Source organism: Rhodococcus sp. NBC_00297, assembly GCF_036173065.1.
GTDB lineage: Bacteria > Actinomycetota > Actinomycetes > Mycobacteriales > Mycobacteriaceae > Rhodococcoides.
The window spans coordinates 4230444-4255364 of sequence record NZ_CP108041.1 but is presented as its reverse complement, the minus strand read 5'-3'; the positions used below and the strand labels follow the sequence as shown (position 1 = coordinate 4255364).

26 protein-coding genes are annotated in these 24921 nt (G+C 70.4%); 11 read left to right on the top strand and 15 right to left on the bottom strand.

What is annotated here, in order from left to right:
• Positions 1 to 134 precede the first annotated feature (134 nt).
• From OG947_RS20135 to surE, 3 genes are read left to right on the top strand one after another with little or no spacing between them, the layout of a single operon-like run.
• Positions 135 to 659 (top strand): hypothetical protein, encoded by a 525-nt coding sequence (locus tag OG947_RS20135; RefSeq protein ID WP_328812712.1) that lies wholly within the window; start codon positions 135 to 137, stop codon positions 657 to 659.
• Positions 660 to 716: 57 nt separating this feature from the next.
• Positions 717 to 1658, top strand: coding sequence for a 1-phosphofructokinase family hexose kinase (locus OG947_RS20130; RefSeq protein ID WP_222627280.1), 942 nt, complete (start codon positions 717 to 719; stop codon positions 1656 to 1658).
• A 29-nt stretch (positions 1659 to 1687) separates the two neighbouring features.
• Positions 1688 to 2494, top strand: a complete 807-nt coding sequence (gene surE, locus OG947_RS20125) for a 5'/3'-nucleotidase SurE (RefSeq protein ID WP_328812711.1) — start codon at positions 1688 to 1690, stop codon at positions 2492 to 2494.
• 10 nt (positions 2495 to 2504) lie between these two features.
• Here the strand turns inward: surE and OG947_RS20120 are convergent, their stop codons facing one another.
• The 3 genes from OG947_RS20120 to OG947_RS20110 form a co-directional block, all read right to left on the bottom strand.
• A complete protein-coding gene (locus tag OG947_RS20120) occupies positions 2505 to 3809 on the bottom strand; it encodes a DUF6297 family protein (protein WP_328812710.1) in 1305 nt (434 codons plus the stop codon).
• Complete coding sequence (locus OG947_RS20115) at positions 3800 to 4423, bottom strand: ABC transporter ATP-binding protein (protein ID WP_222650327.1); 624 nt, start codon at positions 4421 to 4423, stop codon at positions 3800 to 3802. Before OG947_RS20115 ends, OG947_RS20120 begins: the two co-directional genes overlap by 10 nt.
• Positions 4424 to 4487: 64 nt before the next feature.
• Positions 4488 to 4802, bottom strand: a complete 315-nt coding sequence (locus OG947_RS20110; RefSeq protein WP_285188631.1) for a DUF6412 domain-containing protein — start codon at positions 4800 to 4802, stop codon at positions 4488 to 4490.
• A gap of 111 nt (positions 4803 to 4913) precedes the next feature.
• On the opposite strand from OG947_RS20110, the gene OG947_RS20105 reads away from it, so the two are divergent.
• The 4 genes from OG947_RS20105 (at position 4914) to sigJ (ending at position 10797) form a co-directional block, all read left to right on the top strand.
• Entirely contained in the window at positions 4914 to 7028 is a 2115-nt protein-coding gene (locus OG947_RS20105; RefSeq protein WP_285188630.1) for an MMPL family transporter, read from the top strand.
• A gap of 35 nt (positions 7029 to 7063) precedes the next feature.
• On the top strand, positions 7064 to 9073 hold the full coding sequence (locus tag OG947_RS20100; protein ID WP_328812709.1) for an SDR family oxidoreductase: 2010 nt from the start codon (positions 7064 to 7066) through the stop codon (positions 9071 to 9073).
• Positions 9074 to 9151: 78 nt separating this feature from the next.
• A complete protein-coding gene (locus tag OG947_RS20095) occupies positions 9152 to 9907 on the top strand; it encodes an SDR family oxidoreductase (RefSeq protein ID WP_328812708.1) in 756 nt (251 codons plus the stop codon).
• On the top strand, positions 9904 to 10797 hold the full coding sequence (gene sigJ, locus OG947_RS20090) for an RNA polymerase sigma factor SigJ (protein ID WP_328812707.1): 894 nt from the start codon (positions 9904 to 9906) through the stop codon (positions 10795 to 10797). Before OG947_RS20095 ends, sigJ begins: the two co-directional genes overlap by 4 nt.
• Here sigJ and OG947_RS20085 read toward each other — a convergent pair.
• The 3 genes from OG947_RS20085 to OG947_RS20075 are packed head-to-tail and all read right to left on the bottom strand — an operon-like array spanning position 10794 to position 11953.
• Positions 10794 to 11234 carry a 6,7-dimethyl-8-ribityllumazine synthase gene (locus OG947_RS20085; RefSeq protein WP_027503771.1) on the bottom strand — a complete coding sequence of 147 codons (441 nt, stop codon included), beginning with the start codon at positions 11232 to 11234 and terminating at the stop codon, positions 10794 to 10796. The two genes, sigJ and OG947_RS20085, sit on opposite strands and share 4 nt — an antisense overlap.
• Positions 11231 to 11521 carry a putative quinol monooxygenase gene (locus tag OG947_RS20080; protein WP_027503772.1) on the bottom strand — a complete coding sequence of 97 codons (291 nt, stop codon included), beginning with the start codon at positions 11519 to 11521 and terminating at the stop codon, positions 11231 to 11233. Before OG947_RS20080 ends, OG947_RS20085 begins: the two co-directional genes overlap by 4 nt.
• Positions 11522 to 11575: 54 nt before the next feature.
• On the bottom strand, positions 11576 to 11953 hold the full coding sequence (locus OG947_RS20075; protein ID WP_328812706.1) for a VOC family protein: 378 nt from the start codon (positions 11951 to 11953) through the stop codon (positions 11576 to 11578).
• A gap of 72 nt (positions 11954 to 12025) precedes the next feature.
• Between OG947_RS20075 and OG947_RS20070 the strand changes: the two genes are divergently transcribed.
• On the top strand, positions 12026 to 12850 hold the full coding sequence (locus tag OG947_RS20070) for a helix-turn-helix domain-containing protein (protein ID WP_328812705.1): 825 nt from the start codon (positions 12026 to 12028) through the stop codon (positions 12848 to 12850).
• A 1-nt stretch (position 12851) separates the two neighbouring features.
• Here OG947_RS20070 and OG947_RS20065 read toward each other — a convergent pair whose 3' ends face one another.
• The 6 genes from OG947_RS20065 to OG947_RS20040 form a co-directional block, all read right to left on the bottom strand.
• Positions 12852 to 13808: a sensor histidine kinase gene (locus OG947_RS20065; RefSeq protein ID WP_027503775.1), complete on the bottom strand. Its 957-nt coding sequence runs from the start codon at positions 13806 to 13808 to the stop codon at positions 12852 to 12854.
• Between the two features lie 42 nt (positions 13809 to 13850).
• Entirely contained in the window at positions 13851 to 14399 is a 549-nt protein-coding gene (locus OG947_RS20060) for a hypothetical protein (RefSeq protein WP_222627301.1), read from the bottom strand.
• Positions 14400 to 14460: 61 nt separating this feature from the next.
• On the bottom strand, positions 14461 to 15240 hold the full coding sequence (locus tag OG947_RS20055; protein ID WP_328812704.1) for an alpha/beta fold hydrolase: 780 nt from the start codon (positions 15238 to 15240) through the stop codon (positions 14461 to 14463).
• Between the two features lie 28 nt (positions 15241 to 15268).
• A complete protein-coding gene (gene dinB, locus OG947_RS20050; RefSeq protein WP_328812703.1) occupies positions 15269 to 16504 on the bottom strand; it encodes a DNA polymerase IV in 1236 nt (411 codons plus the stop codon).
• Complete coding sequence (locus OG947_RS20045; protein ID WP_328812702.1) at positions 16501 to 18078, bottom strand: DNA polymerase Y family protein; 1578 nt, start codon at positions 18076 to 18078, stop codon at positions 16501 to 16503. Before OG947_RS20045 ends, dinB begins: the two co-directional genes overlap by 4 nt.
• On the bottom strand, positions 18075 to 18881 hold the full coding sequence (locus tag OG947_RS20040; RefSeq protein WP_222638771.1) for a hypothetical protein: 807 nt from the start codon (positions 18879 to 18881) through the stop codon (positions 18075 to 18077). The genes OG947_RS20045 and OG947_RS20040 overlap by 4 nt, the downstream gene beginning before the upstream one ends.
• 186 nt (positions 18882 to 19067) lie before the next feature.
• On the opposite strand from OG947_RS20040, the gene OG947_RS20035 reads away from it, so the two are divergent.
• Entirely contained in the window at positions 19068 to 20318 is a 1251-nt protein-coding gene (locus OG947_RS20035) for a serine/threonine-protein kinase (RefSeq protein ID WP_308115391.1), read from the top strand.
• 34 nt (positions 20319 to 20352) lie between these two features.
• Here the strand turns inward: OG947_RS20035 and OG947_RS20030 are convergent, their stop codons facing one another.
• From OG947_RS20030 to OG947_RS20020, 3 genes are read right to left on the bottom strand one after another with little or no spacing between them, the layout of a single operon-like run.
• Positions 20353 to 21309 (bottom strand): endonuclease/exonuclease/phosphatase family protein, encoded by a 957-nt coding sequence (locus OG947_RS20030; RefSeq protein ID WP_222638122.1) that lies wholly within the window; start codon positions 21307 to 21309, stop codon positions 20353 to 20355.
• Positions 21306 to 21941, bottom strand: a complete 636-nt coding sequence (locus OG947_RS20025) for a response regulator (RefSeq protein ID WP_037184132.1) — start codon at positions 21939 to 21941, stop codon at positions 21306 to 21308. Before OG947_RS20025 ends, OG947_RS20030 begins: the two co-directional genes overlap by 4 nt.
• A 2-nt stretch (positions 21942 to 21943) precedes the next feature.
• Positions 21944 to 23260, bottom strand: coding sequence for a sensor histidine kinase (locus tag OG947_RS20020; protein WP_442973075.1), 1317 nt, complete (start codon positions 23258 to 23260; stop codon positions 21944 to 21946).
• A 140-nt stretch (positions 23261 to 23400) separates the two neighbouring features.
• Between OG947_RS20020 and OG947_RS20015 the strand changes: the two genes are divergently transcribed.
• Both OG947_RS20015 and OG947_RS20010 read left to right on the top strand, forming a co-directional pair.
• Entirely contained in the window at positions 23401 to 24669 is a 1269-nt protein-coding gene (locus OG947_RS20015; protein WP_328812701.1) for a PspC domain-containing protein, read from the top strand.
• Positions 24659 to 24895 carry a hypothetical protein gene (locus OG947_RS20010; protein WP_056442488.1) on the top strand — a complete coding sequence of 79 codons (237 nt, stop codon included), beginning with the start codon at positions 24659 to 24661 and terminating at the stop codon, positions 24893 to 24895. The genes OG947_RS20015 and OG947_RS20010 overlap by 11 nt, the downstream gene beginning before the upstream one ends.
• Positions 24896 to 24921 lie beyond the last annotated feature (26 nt).

The window sequence follows — 24921 nt, the reverse complement described above, 5'->3', positions numbered from 1 at the left end:
CGACGGAAACCGTGGTCTCGCCCGGAACCACACCCCCACGGGGACACCCGGTACGAAAGGTGCCGAATGGTCCGCTTCCGTTGCACACTTCCTCCGGAAGCGACCATCGACGACGAAGAGGACATGCCGTGCGAATGCTCACCCGAACCCTTCTCGGCACTGCAGCAGCGATTCCCCTGGCCCTCGCCACTCCCGGTCTCGCTGCCGCGGCGGAACCCACCGACGTCACCTACTCGTTCGCTGTCGACGGCACGTCCGTCAGCAACACCATCACCTCTGCTGCCGACGGCACCCTCAGCTGTGCCACGTCGTTGGCACCCGCACAGGACGGCGTTCTGCCGCCGCTGGAAGACATTCTCGGACCCGGGCAGACCCTCTACGACGGCGGTGACATCGAGCCCGGCACGTCGACCCAGACGGTGTCCGACGTTCCTCCCGGCTCGTACGTCGTGCTGGCGACCTGCGCACTCCAGGACGGCGACGCGACCGAGGCGATGTGGGTGTCCGACTACCCCGGTTTCGCTGAGTACATGGCCACGGTGTTGCCCTGGACCGTGTACACGGTCCAGCAGGCGTCGACGGTGATCACGGTGCCCGAGGCAGCACCGGAACAGGCTTTCCCGTCGCTCGACGACCTCGCGGACGCCTTCGGCAGCTGACCTGTCGACCGTTCGACGTCGGGTTTGGGGAACGGACGAATCGGGCACATCACGGCGATGTCGACTGCCGAACACGCGCCCACCGCCACCGTCTTCGCGCCGTCCCCGCTGCTCACCATCACCCTGGACGCAGCGCCGAACGGCGACACCGAACTCCACGTGCACGCCGGCGGCCAAGGCCACTGGATCGCCCGCATGGCCACCAACCTCGGCATGGACGTGACGCTGACCGGCGCGTTCGGCGGCGAGAGCGGCGGCGTACTGCGGGATCTGATCCACCGCGAGGGAATCACCGTGCGTGCCGTGGACATCGGTCACGAGTCCGGGTCCTACATTCACGACCGGCGGGACGGCGACCGCACCGAGGTGGCGACGATCGATCCCCCGCACCTCGCCCGGCACGCGCTCGACGACCTCTACGGGATCACCCTCGAGTCCGGAGCCTCGTCCGACATCGTGCTGCTGGGGGGCCCGCACACCGGGTCGGTGGTGCCCGCAGACTTCTACCGACGGCTCACGACCGATCTGCGATCGCTGTCGAAGCCCGTCGTCGCGGACCTGTCCGGACCGACCGCGACGGCGGCTCTGCAGGGCGGGCTCACCGTGCTCAAGATGAGCCACGAAGACCTCATCGAGGACGGGCGCGCGGAGTCGGAGGACCCCGACGTCCTCATCGAGGCGATGCGCGCCCTGCACGACGAGGGTGCCGACATCGTGGTTCTCTCCCGCGCGGCGGACCCGGCGCTCGCCCTCGTCGACGGCACGGTGCTCGAGGTGGTCACTCCCGACCTGGAACAGACGGACCACCATGGTGCGGGCGACTCCATGAGCGCTGGCATCGCCACCGGACTCGCCCGCGGCATGTCCATCGAGGAGGCACTCGCCCTCGGCGGCGCCGCCGGCACCGCCAACGTGACCCGCCGCGGACTGGGTACAGGACAGGTGGGGCTCGTCGAGACCATCATGTCGACGGTCGAGGTACGCCCCTTCTCGTCCTGACCGGCTGCACCCACTCGCAGGAGGCACACGTGCGCGTGCTCATCACGAACGACGACGGAATCGACAGTCACGGGATCGCCGTGCTCGCTCGGGTCGCCGTCGAGGCCGGTCACGACGTCGTGGTGGCGGCGCCGCACGAGGAGCGCAGCGGTGCGAGTGCGTCGCTGTCGGCGCTCCAGAACCGCGACCAGCTCGTGGTCTCCCGCGCGTCGGTCGCCGACCTGGACGTCGACGCGTTCGCCGTGCAGGCCTCGCCCGCCATGATCGCGTTCGTCGCGACGCGCGGAGCATTCGGTCCGCGGCCGGACATCCTGCTGTCCGGCATCAATCACGGTCCGAACACCGGCTCCGCCGTTCTGCACTCCGGCACCGTGGGGGCGGCCCTCACCGCGTCCACCCACGGGGTTCCGGCGATGGCCCTGTCCCTCGCCGGCCTCGACACGGCGTCTCTCGCCGCGCCTGGCGACATCCACGACCAGATCGACCGTGAGGTCGCCTCGGGCGCTCCGAGCTGGGACACCGCCCACCTCGTGGCCCGGCGCGCACTCGACTGGTTCGTCGACCACGGTGCAGCGGACTGGGTTCTCAACGTCAACATCCCCCCGGTCGCGCCATCGGAGCTCCGCGGCATCCGCCCGGCCGACCTCGCAGCCTTCGGCGCCGTGCAGGCGGAGATCGGCGACACCGACGACGAGTTCGTCACCGTTCGCTTCGATGCCATCCACGCGCGGGACGACGATGACAGCGACGCCGGCCTCGTCGCCCGCGGATGGGCGACGGCCACTGCACTGCGACCCCCGTCGAGGGTGGACGTCGACCTGGCAGGGTTGGAGTGATCGCGTCCTGTCACAGCAGGAGCAGCACGGCACCGACGAGGAGCAGGCCCGGGCCACGCAGGACCTGCCGGATCACGTCGACCGGCACCGTGCCGAACATGGTCACCACGGCGAGGCCGTCGTAGACACGCGGCGGCGCGGTGCGGGAGCGAACAACGGCGACCAGCGACGTCGACCCGACCACGATGCCCGCCCACCACGACACCGCTGCCGCCACCGTGACGGCGACGGTGAGTGCCACGATCGACGGCACCACGAGGAACGCACCGGCCACCGTGCGGTCCGGCAGGGCGAGTGAGAATCGCAATGCTCTGTCCGCCGACACGTCTCGGAATCCGATGCTGGCCGCCGACGTCGCCACGTAGCCCACGAGAAGGCCCACGACGCCCGCCCAGTACGGCATCGACACCGCGGAGGCGGCGAGCACGAGACCGAGTCCGGTCACCAGGACCGCCTGCAGCATCGTGTTCCGGCGATGCCGCATCAGGTCGGACCGCACCAGGGCGCGGACCGGGCCGACGGATCTTCCGGCACGACCCCGCGGGCGCACCGCCCCTCGGCGTCGGTGGGCCCTGGTCTCCAGCGCGGACACGAGGAACCCGACGTCGAGGAAGGACAGTCCAGCGGACCCGGCCGCCAGCAGATCGGCCCCCGACGTCAGGGACGTTCGACGAATTCGCCCGAGGCGGGAGTCGGCCGCCCACCATCCGATGACGGCCACGACGGCGAGCACAGTCGCGCACGCGACAGCTGGAGGAGGCGGTGCGAGCGTCGCGACGCCCGCCGACACGACTGTTCCAAGCTCGATCATCGGCAGCGCGGACGACCACCTGCGGGACTGCTGACCCAGCACCGCCAGGACGACCACCAGCGCACCGGTCGCCGCCCCGACGACGGCCAACGGCCACCAGGACGTCGCACCCGCGACCAGTGCCAGCAGACGAGCGACCAGCACTCCGAGTGCGACGAGCGCGCCGGTCCAGGCGAGCACTCGGCCGCGCAGAAGAGTGCGTCGATCGAGCGGCGCAGACACGAGCCAATGCGTCATGGCCGCGTCGGTACCGATCGGTCCGACGACGCGCAGGACATGGAGTGCGGCCGCCGCGAGGACAATTCCGACACTCGTCGATGCCGACGCCGACAGCACCGGGTCCAATGTGAATCCCGTCCCGCGGCCGGACAGCACCCATAGCGCGACGGCCACCGTCGACAAGGCGCCGCCACCCCAGATCGACACCTGCTCGACCGCACTCTCGGTGCCGCGGCGGCGTCGGCGGAGCTCTCGGTGCAGATCGGCGGCGGAGGTCATCGCCATGTGTCGGCGTCGACGACGACGTCGGCCACGGCGTCGACGATTGCCCTGTCGTGCGAGACGAACAGCACCGCCACTCCGGCCTCCTTCTCGGCCGCCAGTGTGCGGGCGAGCCACGCGCGCCCGTCCGAGTCGAGATGCTGCTCCGGTTCGTCGAGGACGAGGACGCGACGAGGTCGCACGAAGGCGGAGGCCAGGACGAGCCGCCTACGCTGACCACTGGACAGCGTGACCGGGAGCTGATCGGCCGCGGCGGACAGGGCGAGCCCGTCGAGGATCGCCGTCACGACGGCCTCCGCGTCGTCGACCGCATGGGCCGTGGCGATCAGTGTCAGATGTTCGCGCACCGACAGGTGAGGGAACATGCCCCCGTCGTCGAGGACGGCCGCGATCGCCGTACGGGTGGCGGGATCGGTCTCGTCGAGGTCGGTGCCGTCGAGGAGCACGCGCCCCTCGTCGACGTCGTCTGCGCCGACGGCACAGCGGAGGAGCGTCGATTTTCCGGAGCCGTTGGCACCGACCACGGCGCAGGCCGAGCCGGGACGAGCAGTGAGGTCGACGTGCCGGAAGACGGTGAACTCTCCGTGGGCACGGGTGATGCCGGAAAGGTGCAACATGAGGTCTCTCTCCCACGATCCGAGATGTGAACGGTGTCGTCGGTGCGGAGACGCACGGCGCCGATCAGCTCGGCTGCGCCCCCGCGAGAGCTCCGGGTGCTCGGGGCATGGGACGGCCCGGCGTGGCGGGGTGGGACTGACGGCGGAAGGATCCGCGCAGTCGGCGTTCGTCGGCGGGAGGGCCGTTCGCCGACTCGACGCGCGCCACGAACGACTCGGGTCGCAGGAACGCGGCGGCGAGCAGAGCCACCGATACGGTGACGGCCACAGCTACGGCGACCTCGATGGGTTGCGGCATCGCGACGATCAGCGTGAGAGTCGTCGAGAGCACGAGCATCGCCACCGTCAGCCGTTCGCTGATCTGCCGTGCCGTTCGCATGGCCCGAACTGTACCGCCCGGTCTGTCCCCGCTCTCAGAGCTTCCCCAGAACCGTTCACTACAGTCACACACGACCGTGGATGCTCGACCTGACCGATATGGGGATTTTCTGTGACTCGCTGGGCTTCGTTCGTGGTGTCGCGGGCACGGTGGGTCCTGACCGCCGCGATCGTCATCGTTCTGGCAGGCGCCACGTGGGGACTCGGGGTCTTCGGCAGCCTCAGCCAGGGCGGATACGAGGATCCCGGCAGCGAGGCCGTGCAGGTCGCCCGACAGATCCAGGGCCTGGGAACCGCCGCCCCGGACATCATCGTCATCTACTCCGCGCCCGACGGCCGCACGCTCGACGACATCGGCGCGGACGTCACGCCGGTGCTCGACGCGTTCCGGGCGGAGGTGGGTCCGAACGACATCACCTCCTACTGGACGGCCGGACCGGTGCAGAAGCCGTTCCTGGAGAGCAAGGACGGCACGAAGGGACTCGCGACCGTCACCCTCGGCGACGCCAGCGGCATCACGGTCGCGTCGTTCTCGGAGTTGCTCCCCAAGCTCGAGGTCGCCGGCATCGACACGCAGTTCGCGGGCGCCTCCGTCGCCGGCGTCTCCTTCAACACCCAGCTCCAGGAAGACTTGGTCCGTGCCGAGATCATCGCCATCCCGATCACGCTGATTCTTCTGGTCGTCATCTTCGGCGGCGTCGTGGCCGCCGCAGTGCCCGTGATCGTGGGAGCGCTCTCGGTGGCCGGCGCGCTGACCGTCCTGCGCATCTTCACCACGTTCACCGAGATCAGTTCCTTCGCCGTCAACGTCGCCAGCCTGCTGGGTCTCGGACTTGCCATCGATTACGGCCTCTTCATCGTCAGCAGGTTCCGCGAGGAACTCAGGGGCGGAGCCACGTCCCACGAGGCCGCACGACGCACGATGCTCACCGCCGGGCGCACCATCGTCTTCTCCGGTCTGCTGCTCATCTGCGCCTTCGCGGGGATGCTCGTCTTCCCGCAGGCCATCATCCGATCCCTCGGCTTCGGCGCGATGGCGGCCGTCGGATGTGCGGCTCTGCTGTCGTTGACGGCTGTACCGGCCGTCCTGGCCATGCTGGGTGACCGCATCAATGCCATCACCTGGTCCAGGACCGCCTCGGATCGCGGAGATGCACGCGCACACAGGTTCTGGGGCGGGGTCGTCACGAAGGTGATGAAGCGCCCCATCGCTGTCGCCACCCTGATCATCGTCGGCCTGCTGGTCGTTGCCGCACCGCTGGTCAAGGCCCAGTTGGGCGAGGTGTCCTACACCGCGCTGCCCGCCGACGATCCCGCGCGTATCGCGTTCGAAACCCTCGCCTCGGACTTCAGCAGCACCGGCGACAGCGCCACCATCGTGTTGGACGGAGAGTCGGCGCGGCCGGACGGCCCCGCCATCAATGCGGTCACGACGGCTGCGCGCGCGGTGAGCGGGATCGCCAACGTTCAGTTCGGCACGGCCAGCGGCGACTTCGTGGTCATCAACGCGACCTTTTCCTCGGACGTGTCCCAGGAAGCGCAACAGGATGTGGTGCAACAACTCCGCGCGATCCCGGCACCCGACGGAACCGACCTGACGGTGGGCGGAGCGGCGGCCCTGGTCCTCGACGGCAACAACGCCATCGTGAACTGGCTGCCGGTGATGCTCACCATCATGGTGGTGTCGACGCTGATCCTGCTGTTCCTGGCGTTCGGCTCGGTGGTGCTGCCGATCAAGGCTGTTGCCATGGCGGGACTGAGCATGGCCGCGACGTTCGGGGCTCTGACGTTCATCTTCCAGGAGGGTCACGGGGCGGGCCTGCTCGGCGTCACACCGGCACCGCTCGAGGCGACGTTCGTGGTTCTCATCCTCGCGGTCGTGTTCGGGCTGTCCACCGATTACGAGGTGTTCCTGATGTCCCGCATGGTGGAGGCGCGCACGGCCGGTGCCACCACCGAGGAGGCGGTGCTGATCGGCGCCCAGCGGACCGGACGCATCGTGACCGCGGCGGCGTTGATCCTGATCATCGTGACGGGGGCGTTCTCGATGTCCGGACTGTCCATCATGCGATTCCTGGGTGTCGGCATGATTCTGGCGTTGATCATCGACGCCACGATCATCCGTATGCTGCTGGTCCCGTCGCTGGTCAAGCTCATGGGCGAGGCCAACTGGTGGGCACCCGCGTGGATGAAGAAGGTGCACGAAAAAGTCGGCATCGGTCACTGATACCGCCGGTACTTACTCCGCGGTAAGGTCCGCGCATGAGTACTTACGTGGTCACCGGTGGCACAGGATTCCTCGGCCGGGCCGTGGTGCGCCGGCTGGTCGAACGCGACGCCAACGCTGTGGTCCACGTTCTCGTGCGACCGACCTCGGAACACCGCCTGAGCGGCGTCGCGGAGTCGTCCGGTCACCGCGTTCGCCCGCTGATCGGCGATCTCGAGCGACCCGGTCTCGGCATCGACGACTCAGCACTGTCCGCTCTGACAGCGGTCGACCACGTGATCCATCTCGGCGCGATCTACGACCTGACCGCCGGCGAGGACCAGGAATCGACCAACGTGCAGGGAACGGCCGCAGTCGCCGAACTCGCCCGGTCACTCGGCGCCACCCTGCATCACGTGTCGTCCATCGCGGTGGCCGGAGACCATCGAGGGGTGTTCACCGAGAACGACTTCGACCTCGGTCAGAACTTTCCGACGGCGTACCACCGCACGAAGTTCGAGGCGGAGAAGGTGGTCCGCGAGACTCCGGGCCTCACCTGGCGGGTCTACCGACCGGCAGCGGTGGTCGGTGACTCGACCACCGGCGAGATCGACAAGATCGACGGCCCGTACTACCTCTTCCGGCTCGTCTCCCTCCTCGCCGAGTTGCCCTCGGCCCTGCCGATGACGGTGCCCGCACTCGGCGCGACCAACATCGTCCCGGTCGACCACGTCGCCGACGCGCTTGTCGCCCTCCTGCACGCCCCGGATCTCGACGGCCGCGTGTTCCACCTCGTCAACCCGCGTCCGCAACCGATGCGGGAGATCTACTCCGCTCTCGCCGACGCGGCCGGCGCACCCCGCGCCGTGGGGAGCATTCCCGGCTCCGTCGTCACGCCGCTGCTCCGCTCGACCAATCGTCATGTCGTCGCCGCCCGCGACGCGGTGTTCGAGAACTACGACATCCCGCCCGTCATGGCCGAGCACCTCACGCTGCCCACCCGATTCGACTCGACCCTCACCCGTGCCGCACTGAACGAGGCGATGGGCGAGAACGCGGCGCGCGTACCGGAGTTCCGCACGTACGCACCCGCACTGTGGTCGTACTGGCGTGCGCATCTCGACCCGTACCGAGCGCGACGCGACGATCCGGCCGGGCCACTGGTCGACCGACACGTCGTCATCACCGGCGGTTCCTCGGGTATCGGCAAGGCCTCTGCCTTCGCTGCGGCCCGCAAGGGCGCGCGCGTCATCATCGTCGCCCGCGACGAGGCCAAGCTGGCGGCCGTCGTGGAGGAGATCCGGGCGAACGGCGGCGACGCGCACGGCTACGTCTGCGACATCACCGACGACGCGTCCGTCGCCGAGACCGTGGCCGCGATCCTGCGCGACCACGACCACGTCGACATGCTCGTCAACAACGCGGGCAGATCGATCCGGCGCTCACTCACCCTGTCGACCGACCGTCTGCACGATTTCGAGCGGACCATGGCCGTCAACTACTTCGGGGCACTCCGCCTGATTCTCGCGCTGCTCCCCCACATGCGCGAGCGGAAGTACGGCCACATCGTCAACATCAGCAGCGCCTCGGTGCAGAGCCACCCGCCGCGCTTCGCCGCGTACGTGGCGAGCAAATCGGCGCTCGACGCCTTCACCTCGGTCGCCGCGTCGGAGACCCTGGCGGACGGTGTCTCGTTCACCACCGTGCACATGCCCCTCGTGGACACCCCGATGATCGCCCCCACCGGCAACAAGAACGTCAACAAGGTCGAGACGCCGGAGAAGGCCGCCGCGATGGTGATGCGGGCACTGATCGAGAAGCCCAAGCGCATCGACGTTCCCACCGGAACCGCCGCGGAGTGGGGCAACCTGCTGATGCCTCGCTCGAAGGACCGCGTGCTGGCGTCGTACTACAAGGCGTATCCGGACAGTGCCGCCGCCAAGGGAATCACCGACACCAGCTCGTGGTCGTCCGGTCCCCGTGCACCGAAGAAGAACCGACGCGAGTTCCGGATGCCCCGGGTCGTGCGGCGGGCCGGACGATGGGTTCCCGGCGCCCACTGGTGATGTCACAGATGCCGGCTCTCTCTCGTCCTACTCTCGAACGGGTTCCACCGAGGACTCGCACGAGGGAAGGATGACGCCATGCGGATCGCAGTGGCAGGCGGAACGGGCGCAGCGGGGCGGCACGTGGTGGAGCAGGTGCGGGCGCGAGGACACACTCCCGTGGTACTCGCGAGATCGGCCGGAATCGATCTCGTGCGGCCGACGCCGGAGCTCGACCGGGCACTGACGGACGTCGACGCGGTGATCGACGCCGCGAACGTCACGACGATGTCGGCGCGCGCGTCCGAGAAGTTCTTCGGCGCCGTCACGTCGACGTTGCTGGCCGCCGGTGAGCGCGCGGGAATCCGTCACCACGTGGCGTTGTCCATCGTGGGGTGCGATCGTGTCGACTACGGCTACTACGCCGGTAAACGTCTGCAGGAGAAGCTCGTACGCGAGTCGACGCTGCCATGGACGATCCTCCGTGCGACGCAGTTCCACGAGTTCACCGATCAGGCTCTCGCGATGACTTCGGGTCCGGTCGCGATGGTCCCGACGATGCGGAGTCAGCCGGTCAGCACCGCCGAGGTCGCCGCCCACATCGTCGACCTGGCGGTGGGGACACCGCTCACCTCGGTCGTGGAGTACGCCGGTCCGCGCCCGGAGTACCAACCCGATCTTGCCCGGAGGCTGCTGCGCGCGCGTGGATCGAAGCGTCTCGTCCTCCCCCTGCGGCTGCCGGGCGCCGGGGGTCGCGGCATGGCGAACGGTGGGCTCCTTCCCGGTCCGGACGCTGCGCACGGTGAGGAGACGTTCGATCAGTGGCTCGCGCGCGTGGGTGCCTCGACCCGGTGAGTGTCACCGACGACTTCGTCCGCGTCCGCCCACGGCTGGTCCGCATCGCCTACGCCGTCCTCGGTTCGCACGCCGACGCCGAGGACGTCGTGTCCGACTGCTGGCCGAAACTGGTCGCGGCCGATGCGACGTCACCCGTTCTCGACGTCGAGGCGTGGGCCGTGGTCGCTGTCTCGCGCGCAGCACTGGACGTGCTGCGGTCGGCCCGCGTGCGACGAGAGACGTACGTGGGACCGTGGTTGCCCGAGCCGTTGGTCGGACCGGCCGACTCGCCGCCCGACCGGGTGACGCTCGACGAGAGCGTGCGCTTCGCGCTCATGGTGGTGCTCGAGACGCTGTCCCCGGCCGAACGCACGACATGGGTCCTGCACGACGTGTTCGACGTCCCGTTCGACGAGATCGCGCGGGTCGTGGGCCGCACTCCGAATGCCGTGCGGCAGCTCGCGTCTCGTGCACGACGGCACGTGACGGAGGGGGCTCCACGTTTCGCGGTGTCGCCCGAGCTGCATGCCGGCGCCGTGCGTGACTTCACCCGTGCCGCCGGTACGGGAGTGCTCGCCGATCTGCTGACGACGTTGGACCCTGACGTCGTTCTCGTCAGCGACGGGGGCGGAGTCGTCTCGGCGGCACGGCGTCCCGTGATCGGCGCCGACCACGTCGCGAGATTCCTCCTCGGCATCGCGGCGAAGGCGGGAGACGGTCTGCGGGTGCGTCCGTGCCGTGTGAACGGCAGAACGGGACTCGCCCTCGTGGCGGGCGACGGGTTGGTCGGCGTCGTCTCGTTCGAGGTGTCGTCGACGGGCCTGGTGTCGCGGATCGACATGATCCGGTCACCAGCCAAGCTCGCGCTCGTCGACCCCTCGGTCTGGCAGGACCGACCCGACAGCTAGCGGCCGATCGAGTCGAGGGACGCGAGCGTGCGCACCACCGCGCTCGCCGCCTCGACACCCTTCTTCTCGAGGTGCTCCGCGAAGAAGCTCGTGTGGTCGGCATGCTCGTGGAAGTGGTGCGGGGTCAGCACCACCGAGAACACGGGCACATCGGTGTCGAGCTGCACCCGCATGAGTCCGTCGATGACGGCCGTCTCGACGAAGTCGTGCCGGTAGATACCGCCGTCCACCACCAGCGCCGCCGCGACGACGGCCGAGTACCGGCCCGTGAGCGCGAGTCGCTTGGCGTGCAGGGGGATCTCGAACGCACCGGGCACCTCGAAGGTGTCCACGTCACGCCCGAACTCCCGCACGAAACCCTGGCGCACCCGGTCCACCAGTTCGCGATGCCAGGTGGCCTGGACGAAGGCCACCGAGGGAGTCGCGTCCGTCGTCATCGAACGGGCGCCAGCACGGTCAGCACCGGCGCCGCGGTGACGATCGAACCGAGTTCACTGCGACCCTCGGGCGTCGCCCGGAACGCGCGGTAGGCGGCGTCGGCCTCGACGCTGGCCCAGCTCTCGACGATGACGACGTGCGCCGGATCCTTCACGTCCGCCGTCACCTCGACACCGAGGCATCCCTCGAACGCACGGGTGGCGACGAGGGTCTCGTCGATGATGCGGTGCGACTCCTCGAGGCGGGCGGGATCGAGACGCAGTTCGAGCAGAGCGGTGATGGCCACGGGACGTCCGTTCGGTCGGGGATCGCTGTCGATGCCAGTTCACCACGCGTGTGGTCAGCCCCAGTTGGCGGCATCCGTCAGGCAGAACGGATGGCCGGCCGGATCGAGGAGAACGCGCCACGTCTCGCCCGGCTGCGGCTCGGCGAGCGTCGCCCCCAGCTCGATCGCACGGGCCTCGGCCACCGGGATGTCCTCGACCGCGATGTCGAAGTGGAACTGTTTGCTCCCGTCGGGGTCCGGCCAGGCGGGTGGCCGATAGCCGTCCACGCGGCCGAAGCCCAGCGCCGGGCCCCCGTTCGCGGGAGCGAGCATGGCGTAGTTCTCGCCGTCACCCATCGTCTGGGTCAGACCGAGGAACGCCGCCCAGAACTCGGCCACCGGAGGAACCTCGGCACAGTCCAGGGTCGTCATCGCCAGTCGCGTCGTCGTCATGACCTCAGCCTCCCTCACGATCGACACCGTGACTTGAACAAACGCGCCACCCCGAGCGGTACGGTTCGCTCCGTGACGGAGGATCCGTTGACCCGAGCAGGCCGACGGGCGCAGTCGGCGATCCTGCACCCCGCGCGTGCGGAGGGTCGGATCACCGTCGGCCGCTCCCGCCCTCCCGACGGCCTCGCGACCCTCGTCGACTACTTCTGGTGGGTGGAGTGGCACTGCCCCGAACCGCACGTGCAGGAGGTCGTCCCGCGCCCGGTGGTCCATCTGACGGCGGAATCTCGGGACGGCGCTCCGCGGCTGCTGGTGCACGGCGTGATGCGACGTCGCTTCCAGCGCACCCTCGTCGGCGACGGGCGCACGGTCGCCGCAGCGTTCCGTCCCGCAGGTTTCCGCCCCGTTCTCGGCCGGCCCGTGAGCTCGATGACCGATCGGGTCGGGACCGTCGCGGACGTGCTGGGCACCGACGATCGCCGACTCGCCGGTCTCCTCCTCGACCCGGACGCGGACGTCACCACGTGTGTGGACCGACTGTCCTCGTGGCTGATCGAGCGGACCGCGACGGCCGACCCCGTGGCCGCCGACATCGCGGACCTCGTGGAGCTGGCCGAGACGGACACGACGGTCATCCGGGCGCAGCAGCTCGCGGATCGTGCGGGAGTGAGCCTGCGGACGCTGCAGAGACAGTTCGCCGACCATGTCGGCGTCGGGCCCAAGTGGGTGGTGCAGCGGTGCCGACTCCTGGACGTGGCGGGTGCCGCGCACACCGACGGCACGGTGGACTGGGCGGCGCTCGCCGCCGACCTCGGATACGCGGATCAGAGCCATTTGATTCGGGCGTTCACCGCCCTGGTGGGTGGTCCCCCCGCGCGCTACCGAGCGGACACCTGACTCACCCGTCCCGCGTGTGCGCCTCCCGCGCCTCGTCGACGAGGCGGTGGATACGGCGTGCGACCTCGTCCAGCTGATCGACGATGTCGCGCCGAAGTTGGTCCACCGCATCCTGATCCAGCGGCACCGCGGGCGCACGATCGGGGTCACCGATCTCGATGAGCAACTCGATGTTGGTGCGCAAGGCGGTGAGCGGCGCCAGCAGCTCGGTACCCGCGTCGACGATGAGGTGGTTCTGTGCGAGCCGCGAGCGTTGCAGGGCCGCCAGCATGTCGTTGAACCGATCGGCGAGATGCGCCAGTTCGTCGTCACCCACCACGGCCACCGGACTGAGGTCGCCGGTCTCGGTGATCCGCCGCGTGGCGCGGGTGAGTCTTCCGACCGGGCGCAGGCCCGTCCGCGCCACCAGGTACCCCGACAGCCCTGCCAGCACCACCAGTGCGCCGCCCACCGTGACGAAGATGAGAAGCAGTCCACTCATCACCCCGTCGAGCGACCGGTAGGACTCTCCGACCAGCACCGTCGACCCGCTCGGCGCCTTCTCGATGGCCACCGCGTAGCCGTTCAGGTCGGTGACGACGCGGTCCGACTCCCCCGCGACCACCGACGCGACCACCGGTTCCAGCACGCCGTCGGGAGAGGCGAACGGAGTGAAACTTCCGGACGCGGAGTACACGTCACCGTCCTCGCTGACGATGCCCACCTGCAGATAGCGTCCCGCGCGAGGTCCGGCAGCGAAACCGAAGGCCGCGGGCGAGAGTCCGGAGGAGTCACTGGCGATCAACTTGTCGGCGTCCCGGCCCACCCGATCGGCGAGCTGCGCACGCAGAGCGTCCTCGGTGACCATGTAGATCACGAAGGAGCAGATCGCGACGGCCAGCGCCGCCACGCTCACCGTGAGAAGTCGGATGCGACTCCGCAGCGACAGCGTCGCCGCGCGGGGCCGGGTGACGGTCATGACACGACGGTAACCGGCGGATCGTTCGGCGGCTGTGCGGTCCTATCGACCGCGTGCGAACCGGCCCCGCACGGCTCGGCCCCAGATCGGGAGGAAGCCGACGGTCATGTAGGCCAACGGTCCCACCGTCCCGCCCCACTTGACGATGCTGAGCGCACTCGACACTGTCGCGGTCGTGTCGGTGATGCGGCGGGTGTCGCGGTGGAGGTAGAGGTTGACGACGTTCTCGGTGATGTCCGCGGTGGCCGCCACGGCCGGGGCGGCGACGAGCACCGCGCGCAACGACCGCGACATGGGAACCAGCTCGGCGAGCCGCACGGCGCCCAGCCGCAGCGCCGCCGCGTAGAGCACCGGGTGGTGGAAGTTGGCGTGGTATCCGTTGGTCAGCTCCCGCGCGGCGCGTGGACTCATCCCGTCGACGACCGACCGGTAGCGCGCACCCGACGGACACACCTGCAGTTGCGCGTAGGCGGCCCCGCCCTGGCCGGTGACCCTGATGAGGCTGAGCTCGGACACGGCGTACATCAGGGCCCGAGCAGCGAGTTCGCCGTCGGTCCGGGTCACGGTGAACTGCTGGGTGGGTGCCGTCATGCGCCGACGGTAACGACTGTGGTCGCCAGGGACGGCGAGGACGTCGTCGGTTCTGGACCTCTCACAGGGCGCGGGGAGTTTCCTGGTGCTCGGCGAGGAACGGGCCGACCGCGGCGTCGAACTCGGCGAACCGATCCCGATGCACACTGTGGCCGCTGTCCACGGCGACGACCCGGCTGCGCGGCACCAGCGCCGTCATCGCCTCGAGGCGCGCGCGGTCGACCATGCCGGTGGGACCACCCACGACCAACAGCACATCACTCTCCATGTGCGCCAGCGCCTCCCACCACAGCGGATCGGGGGCGCGGAACTGGGTGAGCGCGGACGAGGTCATCGACCGATCGAAGGCCAGCACGGCGCGGGGGTGTCGGATCACGCTGGTCGTGGCGTGCAACAGTTCGCGCGCGGACGGGAACTTCGTCGTGATCGACGGGGTCTCGTCACCAGGACGGATGGGGAGTGGGGCCTCCTCGACCACGAGCTTGCGCACTGTCGTCGGACGGCGTTGGGCGACGAGCGTCGCGGCGTGGCCTCCCAGGGAGTGGCCGACGAGGTCGACGCGAGTCAGCGAGAGATGATCCAGGAGCGCCTCGAGGTCGTCGCCGAACTCACCGAACAGGTAACTCCGTGCGCGTCCGCTGCGGCCGTGCCCGCGGAGGTCGGGGACGACGACACGGCGGCCCCGCCGAACCAGCGTGCGCGCGAACGCGTCCCAGGTGTGGCCGTCGCCGCCCATGCCGTGCACCAGCACGACGGGCGACCCCAGCACGTCGGCACCACCGGAATCTCGATAGTGCAGCCGCACGCCCTCGGCGTCCACCACGCCGTCCGTCATGATCATCGAGCCATCCTCCCAGAGGCGCCGACCCTCACTCGTGGAGCATGGGCACCGATGTCTGCTCCTCTCGCCCGAGCAGCACACCGCGCGTGAGCGCGGAGGTGCCGAACCGGCGCTGCACTCCGTCGAGCGCCTCGTCCAGGGCCGTCCGGTCGATGGTCGGATGCTCGTCCTCCGGCGTCTCGAACGGCAGCTCGAGCTGCATCGCGGCGCCGTCCTCGAGATTCGACACCGCCACGCCGACAAGGGTGAGGCCCTGCATCGTGATGGTCGACATCGATGCGCCCAGCAGCGATCGGGCCGCGGTGAGCACGACGTGGGTGTCGGCCGTCGCGCGGCTCAGCGTCGTGGATCGCGTCGCTCGCGTGAAGTCGTCGAAACGCAGGCGCAGCGTGATCGTGCGACCTGCCCGGTGACCCTTCCGCATGCGGTGAGTGACACGGTCGACCAGTCCGACGAGGGCTGCGTCGATGTCCGCCGGGGTCTTGTGACGACGCCCCAGAGCATGTTGGGCGCCCACCGACCGCCGGCTCCTGCCGGTGCTCACCCGGCGCGCGTCGACACCGTTAGACAGGGCGTGCAGGTGCCGACCCGCGGCCGATCCGAGGACGGCGGCCAGCGCGCCCTCGCGGTGCGCGGCGAGGTCACCGATGGTGCGGATGCCCTGCGCGTACAGCTTGTCGGCGGTGATCCTGCCGACGCCCCACATGCGCTCCACCGGAAGCGGATGCAGGAACTCGAGCTCACGGTCCGGCGGAACCTCCAGCAGGCCGTCGGGCTTGGCGACGGCACTGGCGATCTTGGCGAGGAACTTGGTGCGCGCCACCCCGACGGTGATGGGGAGACCGACGTCCTCCGCCACCGTGCGACGCAGGTCCCGAGCGATGTCCGACGGCGATCCGGACAGCCGCGCCAACCCGGTGACGTCGAGGAAGGCCTCGTCGATGGAGATGCCCTCGACCAGCGGGGTGACGTTCTCGAACACCTCGAAGACGTCCTTGCTCGCCTGCGAGTAGGCGGCCATCCGGGGCGGCACCACCACCGCCTGCGGGCACAGAGCGCGCGCCTGCCGGCCACCCATGGCCGTCTTCACGCCGAAGGCCTTGGCCTCGTAGCTCGCCGCCAGAACCACACCACCGCCGACGATGACGGGTCGCCCGCGCAGCGACGGGTCGTCCCGCTGCTCCACCGAGGAGTAGAAGGAGTCGAGGTCCGCATGCAGGATCGTGGCCTCGCCCGTGCGTTCCCGTGCGCGTTCCGCCGTCATTCGTAGATCCCTTCCACGAACCATCGTCCACCGTCGTGCAGGACCAGCAGGGCACGGGTGTCCTCCAGCAGCACCTGCGCCCGTGCCACCTGGCGGGCCGTGGAGGTGGCGCCGAGATCCCACCACCGCTCGTCCGCGGCCCACGGTCCCGCCCAGCCGTGCAGCACCCAGCTCCGCGATCCCCAGTCGACCCGGCCGGGCACGCGATCGAACATGCCGCGCTCGGTGACCTGCACCGCCACTCCCGACTCGTCGGTCACGGCGATCTCCGGACGCGTCGGCATCAGCGCCGAGGGCGACGGGGACGGCAACCGGCCGGGCCACGGAGCGGAGGGATCAGCATCGGGCACCGGCTCGTCGCCCCACGGCAGTATCGTCACGCGCTCACCCGGCCCCCGACCACCGCTGAGCACACCCACCTGGACGGCGTCGCCGCCCAGCAGACCCTGCACCCGCACCAGGGCACGGCGGGCCCGCTCGTCCTCGTCGCCGACTCCGCCCCACAGTCCCAGCTGCAGCGCACCCGCCGACACCACCTCCACCGGCTCGAGACGCAGCAGGACGATGCCGGCGGTCGGCTTGTTCTCACTGCGGCCGGTGAGCCAGCCGTCGAGCTGCCATCGCACGCGATCCGCGGTGCCCTCGGGAGTGAGCGGTTCCGCGCATCGCCACGTGCGGGAGAGGTGTTCACCGTTGGCCGTGGTGGCCTGCACCAGCAACCGGGTGCAGGCCACGGCCGCGGCCGACAGCGTCACGTGCAGTCTCTCGGCCAGGGCGCGACCCGCGAACGCCGCCGCGTCGACGCGATCGATCGGAGGGTCGCAGCGGTACTCGACCTCGAGATCGGGAGGAAGTACCCGCGCCGAGGGCGGCCGCTCCGGCTCACCTCGCGCGCTGCGGTGCGCGAGGACCGCGTCGGTGCCGAAGCGGGAGGCCACGTCCACCGGTGACAGTGCCCCGAAGTCCCCCACCGTGCGCAGACCCAGCCGCACCAGCAGATCCACCAGGTCCACCCGCTCCGGCGCCGCGAGAGACGGTTCCGCCGACAACTCGGCCACCGGGAGCGGAGCCAGGAACTGCGCGCCGCTCCCCCGCGGCACGATCGCGCCGTGCCGAGCCGCGACGACGGCCGTCGACACCTCGTCGGCGATCCCCACCTGGCACTCGACACCGACCGCCGCGACGGTGTCCACCAGTCGCTCCGCCGCGGCCTCCTCCGAACCGAAGTACCGCGCCGCACCGCGCGCCGACAGCAGCAACAGGCCGGGCCGCAGCACCTCGATACCGGGCACCACCTCGTCCACCGCCGACGCGACCGGCTCGAACAGTCGCGCGTCACGATCCGGATCCGCCCGCGCCACATACAGTTCCGGACAGCGGGCCTGCGACTCACGGCGACGTCCGCCGCGACGGACCCCCTCGGCGCGTGCCGTCGCGGAGCAGGCGACGACGCGATTGGCGGAGACCACCGCCACCGGCGACGAGGCCGGGATCTCCGCCGCGGCGGCAGCGGCCACGGCAGGCCAGTCGGGGCACCACAGAGCCAGTACCCGGCTCCGGCGGTCGGTGCTCACGACGGCAGCGCTTCCAGCACCGGATCCTGATGCGACACGGTGGAGTCGGCCGATCCCCACTCGACCCCGTCGCCCGTGGACGTCAGGGTCAACCGGCCGGTCCGCGGCCGGACGGCACGGCCCTGCACCTCGACGCCCAGATGCACGGCGCGCACCCGGCCGTGACCCGTACGGGCCCCCGAGCCGAGCCCGCCGTACCCGCGGATGCGGGCGTCCAACCGGAGCTCGGCGCCGTCCCAGCGTCCGTCGGTGACGATCAGCGTGGCGCCCTTGTTGCGCGCCCGAGCGACCACCGCCCGCGCTCGCGACGGCGGCACCGACATGCCGCCCAGCCCCAGCACCACCAGATCGATGCCGTCGAGCAGCACGGCGGCGACCTCCACCGGGTCCGGCCCGGGATCCGGGACCAGCGCCACCCGCTGCAGATGCGCCCCCATCTCCGACGCTGCCAACAGTCCCAGCCGCGGCAAACCGATGACGGCGGCGTGCCGTCCCGATCCGGTGACCGACGCCAGGATCCCGAGGAGCAACGATCCGGCGCCGGACACCGAGACCACCGTGCCGCGGGCCAACCCACCCTCGGGGAGCAGCGCCGACAACGCCTCCGGGACCGGGAGAACCGGGCGGACCCGGGCCGGCGCAGGATCCGGGGCAGGCGCGGTGGCCGTGAGGGTGACCGGTGCGGCAGGAGCGGGGGCATCGGCCACACGCGCAGGTGAGGACCGGATACGACGCCGCAGGAACTCGATCCGCTCGGTGCGGGACAGCCCTTCGAGGCCTTCGAGATCAACGGAAACAGGCATACTCACTCCCCGGTCGGGACGGTCGAGACTGCGTTGGAGACCCGGGGGAAGACCGAGAATTCGAACATACTTTCGAACGCTCACACCAGTAAAGCCGCTGCCCGTTCGAACGTCAAGACGCCCGGAAACGTCCTGGTGACAGCCCTGCCCGGCACTCGATCGGCTCGTCCGATAACCTCGAACACCGTGACTGATCACCAGCAGCCCAGCGGAGCGGTGGCCGGCTCGGGGCGCACGCGACCGGTCATCGGACCCGACTACCTCCTCGCCGGTCGCTACCGACTCGACTCCAAGCTCGGCGGCGGCGGAATGGGCGCGGTGTGGCTCGCGAGCGACACGTTGCTCAGCCGCAAGGTGGCCGTCAAACAGGCCACCTCGACCGTGGACCTCACCCCCGAGGCCGCCCGCGAGATCCGCGAACGCGCCATGCGCGAGGGGCGGATGGCGGCCCAGCTGAACAACCCGCACGCCATCGCCATGCACGACGTCGCACTCGACAGCGGCGAGCCCTGGCTCATCATGGAGTACCTCCCCGCCCGCAGCCTCGCGATGGCCCTCAACATCGCCGAGTCGCTGCCCCCGGACGAGGTCATCCAGATCGGTGCCCAGATCGCCGACGCCCTCACCGCCGCCCACGCCGCCGGCATCGTGCACCGCGACATCAAGCCGGGCAACATCCTGGTCGCCGATCGCGGCAGCGCGCTGGGCATGGTCAAGATCAGCGACTTCGGCATCTCGCGCGCCAAGACGGACACGCACGAGGAGAACAGCGCCGTCATCACCGGCACCCCCGCGTACTTCGCACCCGAAGTGGCGCGCGGCGCGGACCCCACCGAGGCCAGCGACGTCTTCTCGCTCGGCGCCACGCTGTACACCGCGACCGAGGGACAACCACCCTTCGGCATCGACGCCGACTCCATCGCCCTGCTGCACCGCGTCGCCGGGGGGCGCATCATCCCGCCGCGCAAGAGCGGACCGATGACGGCCACGTTGCTGCACATGCTCGAACCCGACCCCGCGCGCCGCCCCACCATGGCCGAGGTCCGCACCCGCTTCGTCACCCTCGCCGTGGGCAAGAACGGCAACGCCGGATCGGTGATCAACCACCCGCTGCGCGCGGCCGACGGTCAGGTCCCGTTCTGGGCGCTGCGCGGCTCCCGAGTCCCGGGCACCTCCCGGCGAGGCGAACGCATCCACGGCCGCACCATGACGGGGCTCCCGGCAGCCGACACCGCCACCCCTCTGGATCGGGTTCCGCGTCCGACGGCGGCGTCCACCACGCCGGCACCCGGGCCGGCTCCGCGCCCGACGTACTCGCCGCCCGCGTTCGAGACGAAGGAACCCAAGTCCTTCACCGCCCCCGCCGGTCTACCGCTCTACCTCGCGATCGGTGGCGCGGTGCTGCTCCTGCTCATCGTCCTGCTCCTGGTGCTCTGACCCGCTCCCGACCCCGGCGAGAGATCGAGGTGGGTCAGGGGACGTCGACGGTCGCGACGAGCCCCCGGTGATCCGATCCCACGATGTCGACCGGCTCGAGCGAGCGCACCTGCGCGTCCCGCACCACGACGTGGTCGATCCCGACCACCGGTGGGTACCACGTGTCCATCGGGTAGGTCGGGATCAGCCCGGCACCGACAGCGTCCGCGGCGTCCACGTAGCCACCGGTGAGCAGATCGCGGAACCGCTTGTGCGCGTGCGTGGAATTGAAGTCACCGCCGACGATCACCGCTCCCGGCGACGCCTGCGCCAACTCGTCACCGAGCATGTCGAGCTCCGACGCCCACACCGGGGTGGGTGTCGGCCAGGGCGGCACCGGATGCACCGCGTAGACCCGGAGCGGCTGCGCCGCACCGACATCGAGATCTGCCGTCACGCTCGCGAGCAGGTAACCGGGCAGTTCCCGGCCGTTCGACAGCGGGAACCGGCTGTAGATCGCGGCGCCCGCGCCGCCCTGATACGGCGCCACGAACCGGTAGGGCAACGCGGCGGAGAGCCCGGCCGCGTCGAACGCCCCCACCGACTCCTCGGTGAGCTCCTGCACGGTCAGGACGTCGATGCGGCGCTCCCGCACCGACGCCACCAGTGCCTGTGGATCCGCCTCTCCCAGTTTGACGTTCGCCTGCATCACGCGCAGCGGCTCACCGGGGGCGGCATCGGCGACTCCCGCGGCGCCCGGTACGTACAACGGCACCACGACCACTGCGGCCGACCCCAGGAGAACGGCCGACGCCGCGGCGATCCACCACCGCCGCGCGAGCAGGCACACCAGGACTCCGACGACGGTCACGCACAACAGGATCGGCGCCGCGGAAGCGGGACCCACGACCACCATGCTGCGGGTCTCGAGCATCGACGAGACGACGGCCACCAGACCCGCGGCGAGCCCACCGAGGCCGACGACGACGGCCGCGACCGCACGGGCCCTCATTCGATGCGCCGTCGGTGTGCCCAGCGGGTGAGGGCGTTCCTGTTGGACTGCTGCGTCTTCCGCAACACGTTCGAGGCATGGGTCTCGACGGTCTTGATCGAGATGAAGAGCGTCTCGGCGATCTCGCGGTAGGTGTAGCCACGGGCGAGCAGACGCAGCACCTCCATCTCGCGCGGCGTCAGGGAGTCGAGCTCCGGATCGAGCGGCGGTTCCGGTGCCGCGGAGCGACCGGTGAACGAGTCGAGGACGAACCCCGCCAACCGCGGTCCGAACACGGCGTCACCGCCCGCGACGCGGCGCACCGCGTCGGCGAGATCGGACCCCGAGATGGTCTTGGTGACGTAACCCCGAGCACCGGCGCGGATCACGGCGATGACGTCCTCGGCGGCGTCGGACACGCTGAGCGCCAGGCACACCGGGCCCTCCGCGATGGACTGCAGAACGGCGACCCCACCGCCGTCGGGCATGTGCACGTCGAGCAGGACGACGTCGGGACGGATCTCGTCGATACCGCGGACCGCGTCCGCGACGCCCCCGGCCTCACCGACCACCTCGATGTCGGTCTCGCGCCCCAGTTCCGCGCGCACCCCCGACCGGAACACTCCGTGATCGTCGACCAGGAAGACTCGCAGGGTCACGCGGACCGTTCCTCTCTCGCGGTGTCGGGCACGGAGTCCGCGTGCCCGGTGGTACCCGTGCCGCGCACCCGCGGCACACAGATGTGGATCTCGGAACCCTGACCGAGTGCGGACCGCACCCGCACCGAGCCGCCGCGGCGTTCGATGCGTGCCCGCACACTGCGCGCCAGGCCCTGGCGATCCTGCGGCACGCTGTCCGGATCGAATCCGCACCCGCGGTCGCGGACGAAGACCTCGACGGTGTCGCAGCCCGCCTCGGCGTACAGGTCGACGGAGGTCACCCCGGAGTGCTTGGCGGCGTTGACGAGTGCCTCGCGCGTGGCTCCGAGCAGAGCAGTGGCGACCTCACGGCTCAACCCCGAACTCTCGACCGGCTCGTCCAGGGCCACGTCGCCCACGGTCACGGGATCCACGGTCACACCGTAGTGGTCCTCGACCTCACCGGCGATGGTGGCCAACGCGCGGACGAGAGACGCGTGGTCGTCCCGGTCTCCCCCGAACAGCCACTTGCGCAGCTCTCGTTCCTGGCTGCGCGCGAGGCGCATCACCTCGGCGGAGTCGGTGGACTGCTTCTGGATCAGGGCGAGGGTCTGCAGCACGGAGTCGTGCAGGTGCGACGCGATCTCCTCGCGTTCGTCGTTCCGGATGCGTGCCGCGCGCTCGTCACCGAGGGCGCGCCACAACCGCATCCAGAGCGGGACGGTGAGCAGTACCGCCCCGACCAGCGTCACGACGACGGCGAGCAGGGACGACTGCAGCGCCCGCACGTCCACGCGGGCGACGAGCACGACACAGAGCCCGATGATCACGAGCGTGACCCCGGCGACGATGCGCGCCCACCCGAGTACCGACGTGCGTGCGTGCCGAGGCCGGGTGTCCGCCGTCCGGGTCCCGGCCGCGTCGAACTCCCGCCACACCAGCGCGGCGCCGAGCGCGACGACGACGACAGGGGCGATGATCGTGGACGAGCTGCCCGTCAGCCCCGACCCCAGCGCGACGGCGCCGCCGATCCCGAGGGCGATCAGCCCGTACGCGCGACGCTTCTCCGAGCGGTCCGGCCTGCGGACGTCGGTACCCGCGGAGGTGAAGATCCACAGCAGTCCGTAGGCGACGGCACCGGCGCCGGCCGCCGCGCACAGCACCGCGAAGACGACCCGCACCCGGAACACGTCGACGTCCAGGTGATCGGCGACACCACCCGCGACACCGCCGACGACACGGCCGGCGGCACGGCGACGGAGCGCCGGCGTCGGCAACGGCGGACGGCCGGGGGGCTCCCGCGTGTGCGGAGGCTGTGCGGGCAGGGTGGACACGCCTCGATACTGGCACGGCTCACGGCTCCGCGGTATCGGGGTTCTCCCCCATCTCGGTCGAGTCGCGCGACGCGTGGACACCGGCGAAATCAGGGTTCGCCCCGATGCGCCGGGGCGCCTCGGCAGCCCAGGATGTATCCATGACCCACGCCACCGCGTCCGCCCAGCTGTCCGAGATCTGGCGAACCCGACCCGTGCGCCTGCCCGATCAGGGCCCCGGTGCCGGTGTCGCCGCCGGAATCGGCCACCGCTACCGCGTCGACCCCGTTCTCGTCCGTGTCGCGTTCGTCGTCTCCACCCTGTTCGGTGGATCCGGCCTGGTCCTGTATCTCGCTGCCTGGCTGGTGCTTCCGCGCCGCGGCGACGTCGTGTCGCCGGCGGAGTCGCTGCTCGGCCGCGGCCGCACATCGGACTCCCACACGACGGCCGTGGTGCTGTCCGTCGCTCTCGTCATCTCGGTCCTCACGGTCGGACCACTCGGAATGGGATCGGGGCTGGTGTCCACCATCGCCATGCTGGGGGCCCTGTACCTGCTGTTCCGTCGGACTCCGAACGCGCCGACACCGGCCGAGCTCGCCGGCGCTCCCCTCTCCGCGCACGATCCGACCGCACAGCAGTGGAACGCCTACTCGACGCTCCCCGACCAGTACGTTCCGGAACCCGCCGCCCACCCCGCGCCCGTCTCGTTGTCGAAGGACGACCCGGACACACCGTCCACTCCGCCGCCGCCGAGCTGGGATCCTCTGGGAGTCGCCCCGTTCGCCTGGGACCTCCCCGAACCGGGTCGGCCCGTTCTCCCGGTCCCCGCACCGACGCGGAAGTCGCACCTGACGTCCACGGTGATCGGCCTCGCCATCATCGCCTCCGCCGTGACCATCGGCATCGGCGCCGCCACGGGCGCCGCCGTCGTGACCGCTCCCCGTGTCGGCGCGGTGGCGCTGACCGTCGTCGGCATCGGACTGATCATCGGCGCGTTCCTGCGGCGCGGCTACGGCTTGCTCGTTCTCGCGGCCCCGCTCGCCGGGTTCGTCCTCGTGTCGTCCCTGGTCGACGTGCAGGACCTGCGCGGTGTCGAGTCCCCGAACATGGGCAACGTGACGATCGCGCCCACGTCGATGGCCGCGCTGGCGCCCGCGTACGAGTCCGGTGTGGGGAACTTCGTCCTCGACCTGCGCGGGCTCGACCTCACCGAGGACCGCACCGTGACCGTGGAGAAGGCCGTCGGCAACACCGAGATCCTGCTGTCACCGACCATGAACGTCGTCACCGACTGCAGTAGCGCCGTCGGCAACGCGAACTGCATCGGCGCCGGCGGGGTCGACGGCGGATCCGACGGGACGGCAGGACCGACCCTGACCATCGAGGCCAGCACTGCGCTGGGAAATCTGGAGGTGCACCGTGACCGATGAGACCGGACACGACACGAGCGGTACCGATCGCCGCGGACCCTCACCGGTCCTGCTGATCGCCGGTGTGGCGGCACTGCTGCTGGCGATCCCGACGCTCGTCGGCGCGGACCCCACCGCGATCGTCGCCGGCGCCGCGTCGGGCTGGACCCTGGTGATCGCCGCGATCGTCGTCGGCGTGGTCCTCGTCCTGGCACCCGTCAGGCGCCGGAAGTCCCGCTCGCAGTAGAGCTCTCGCCGTTCGACCGCACGCGG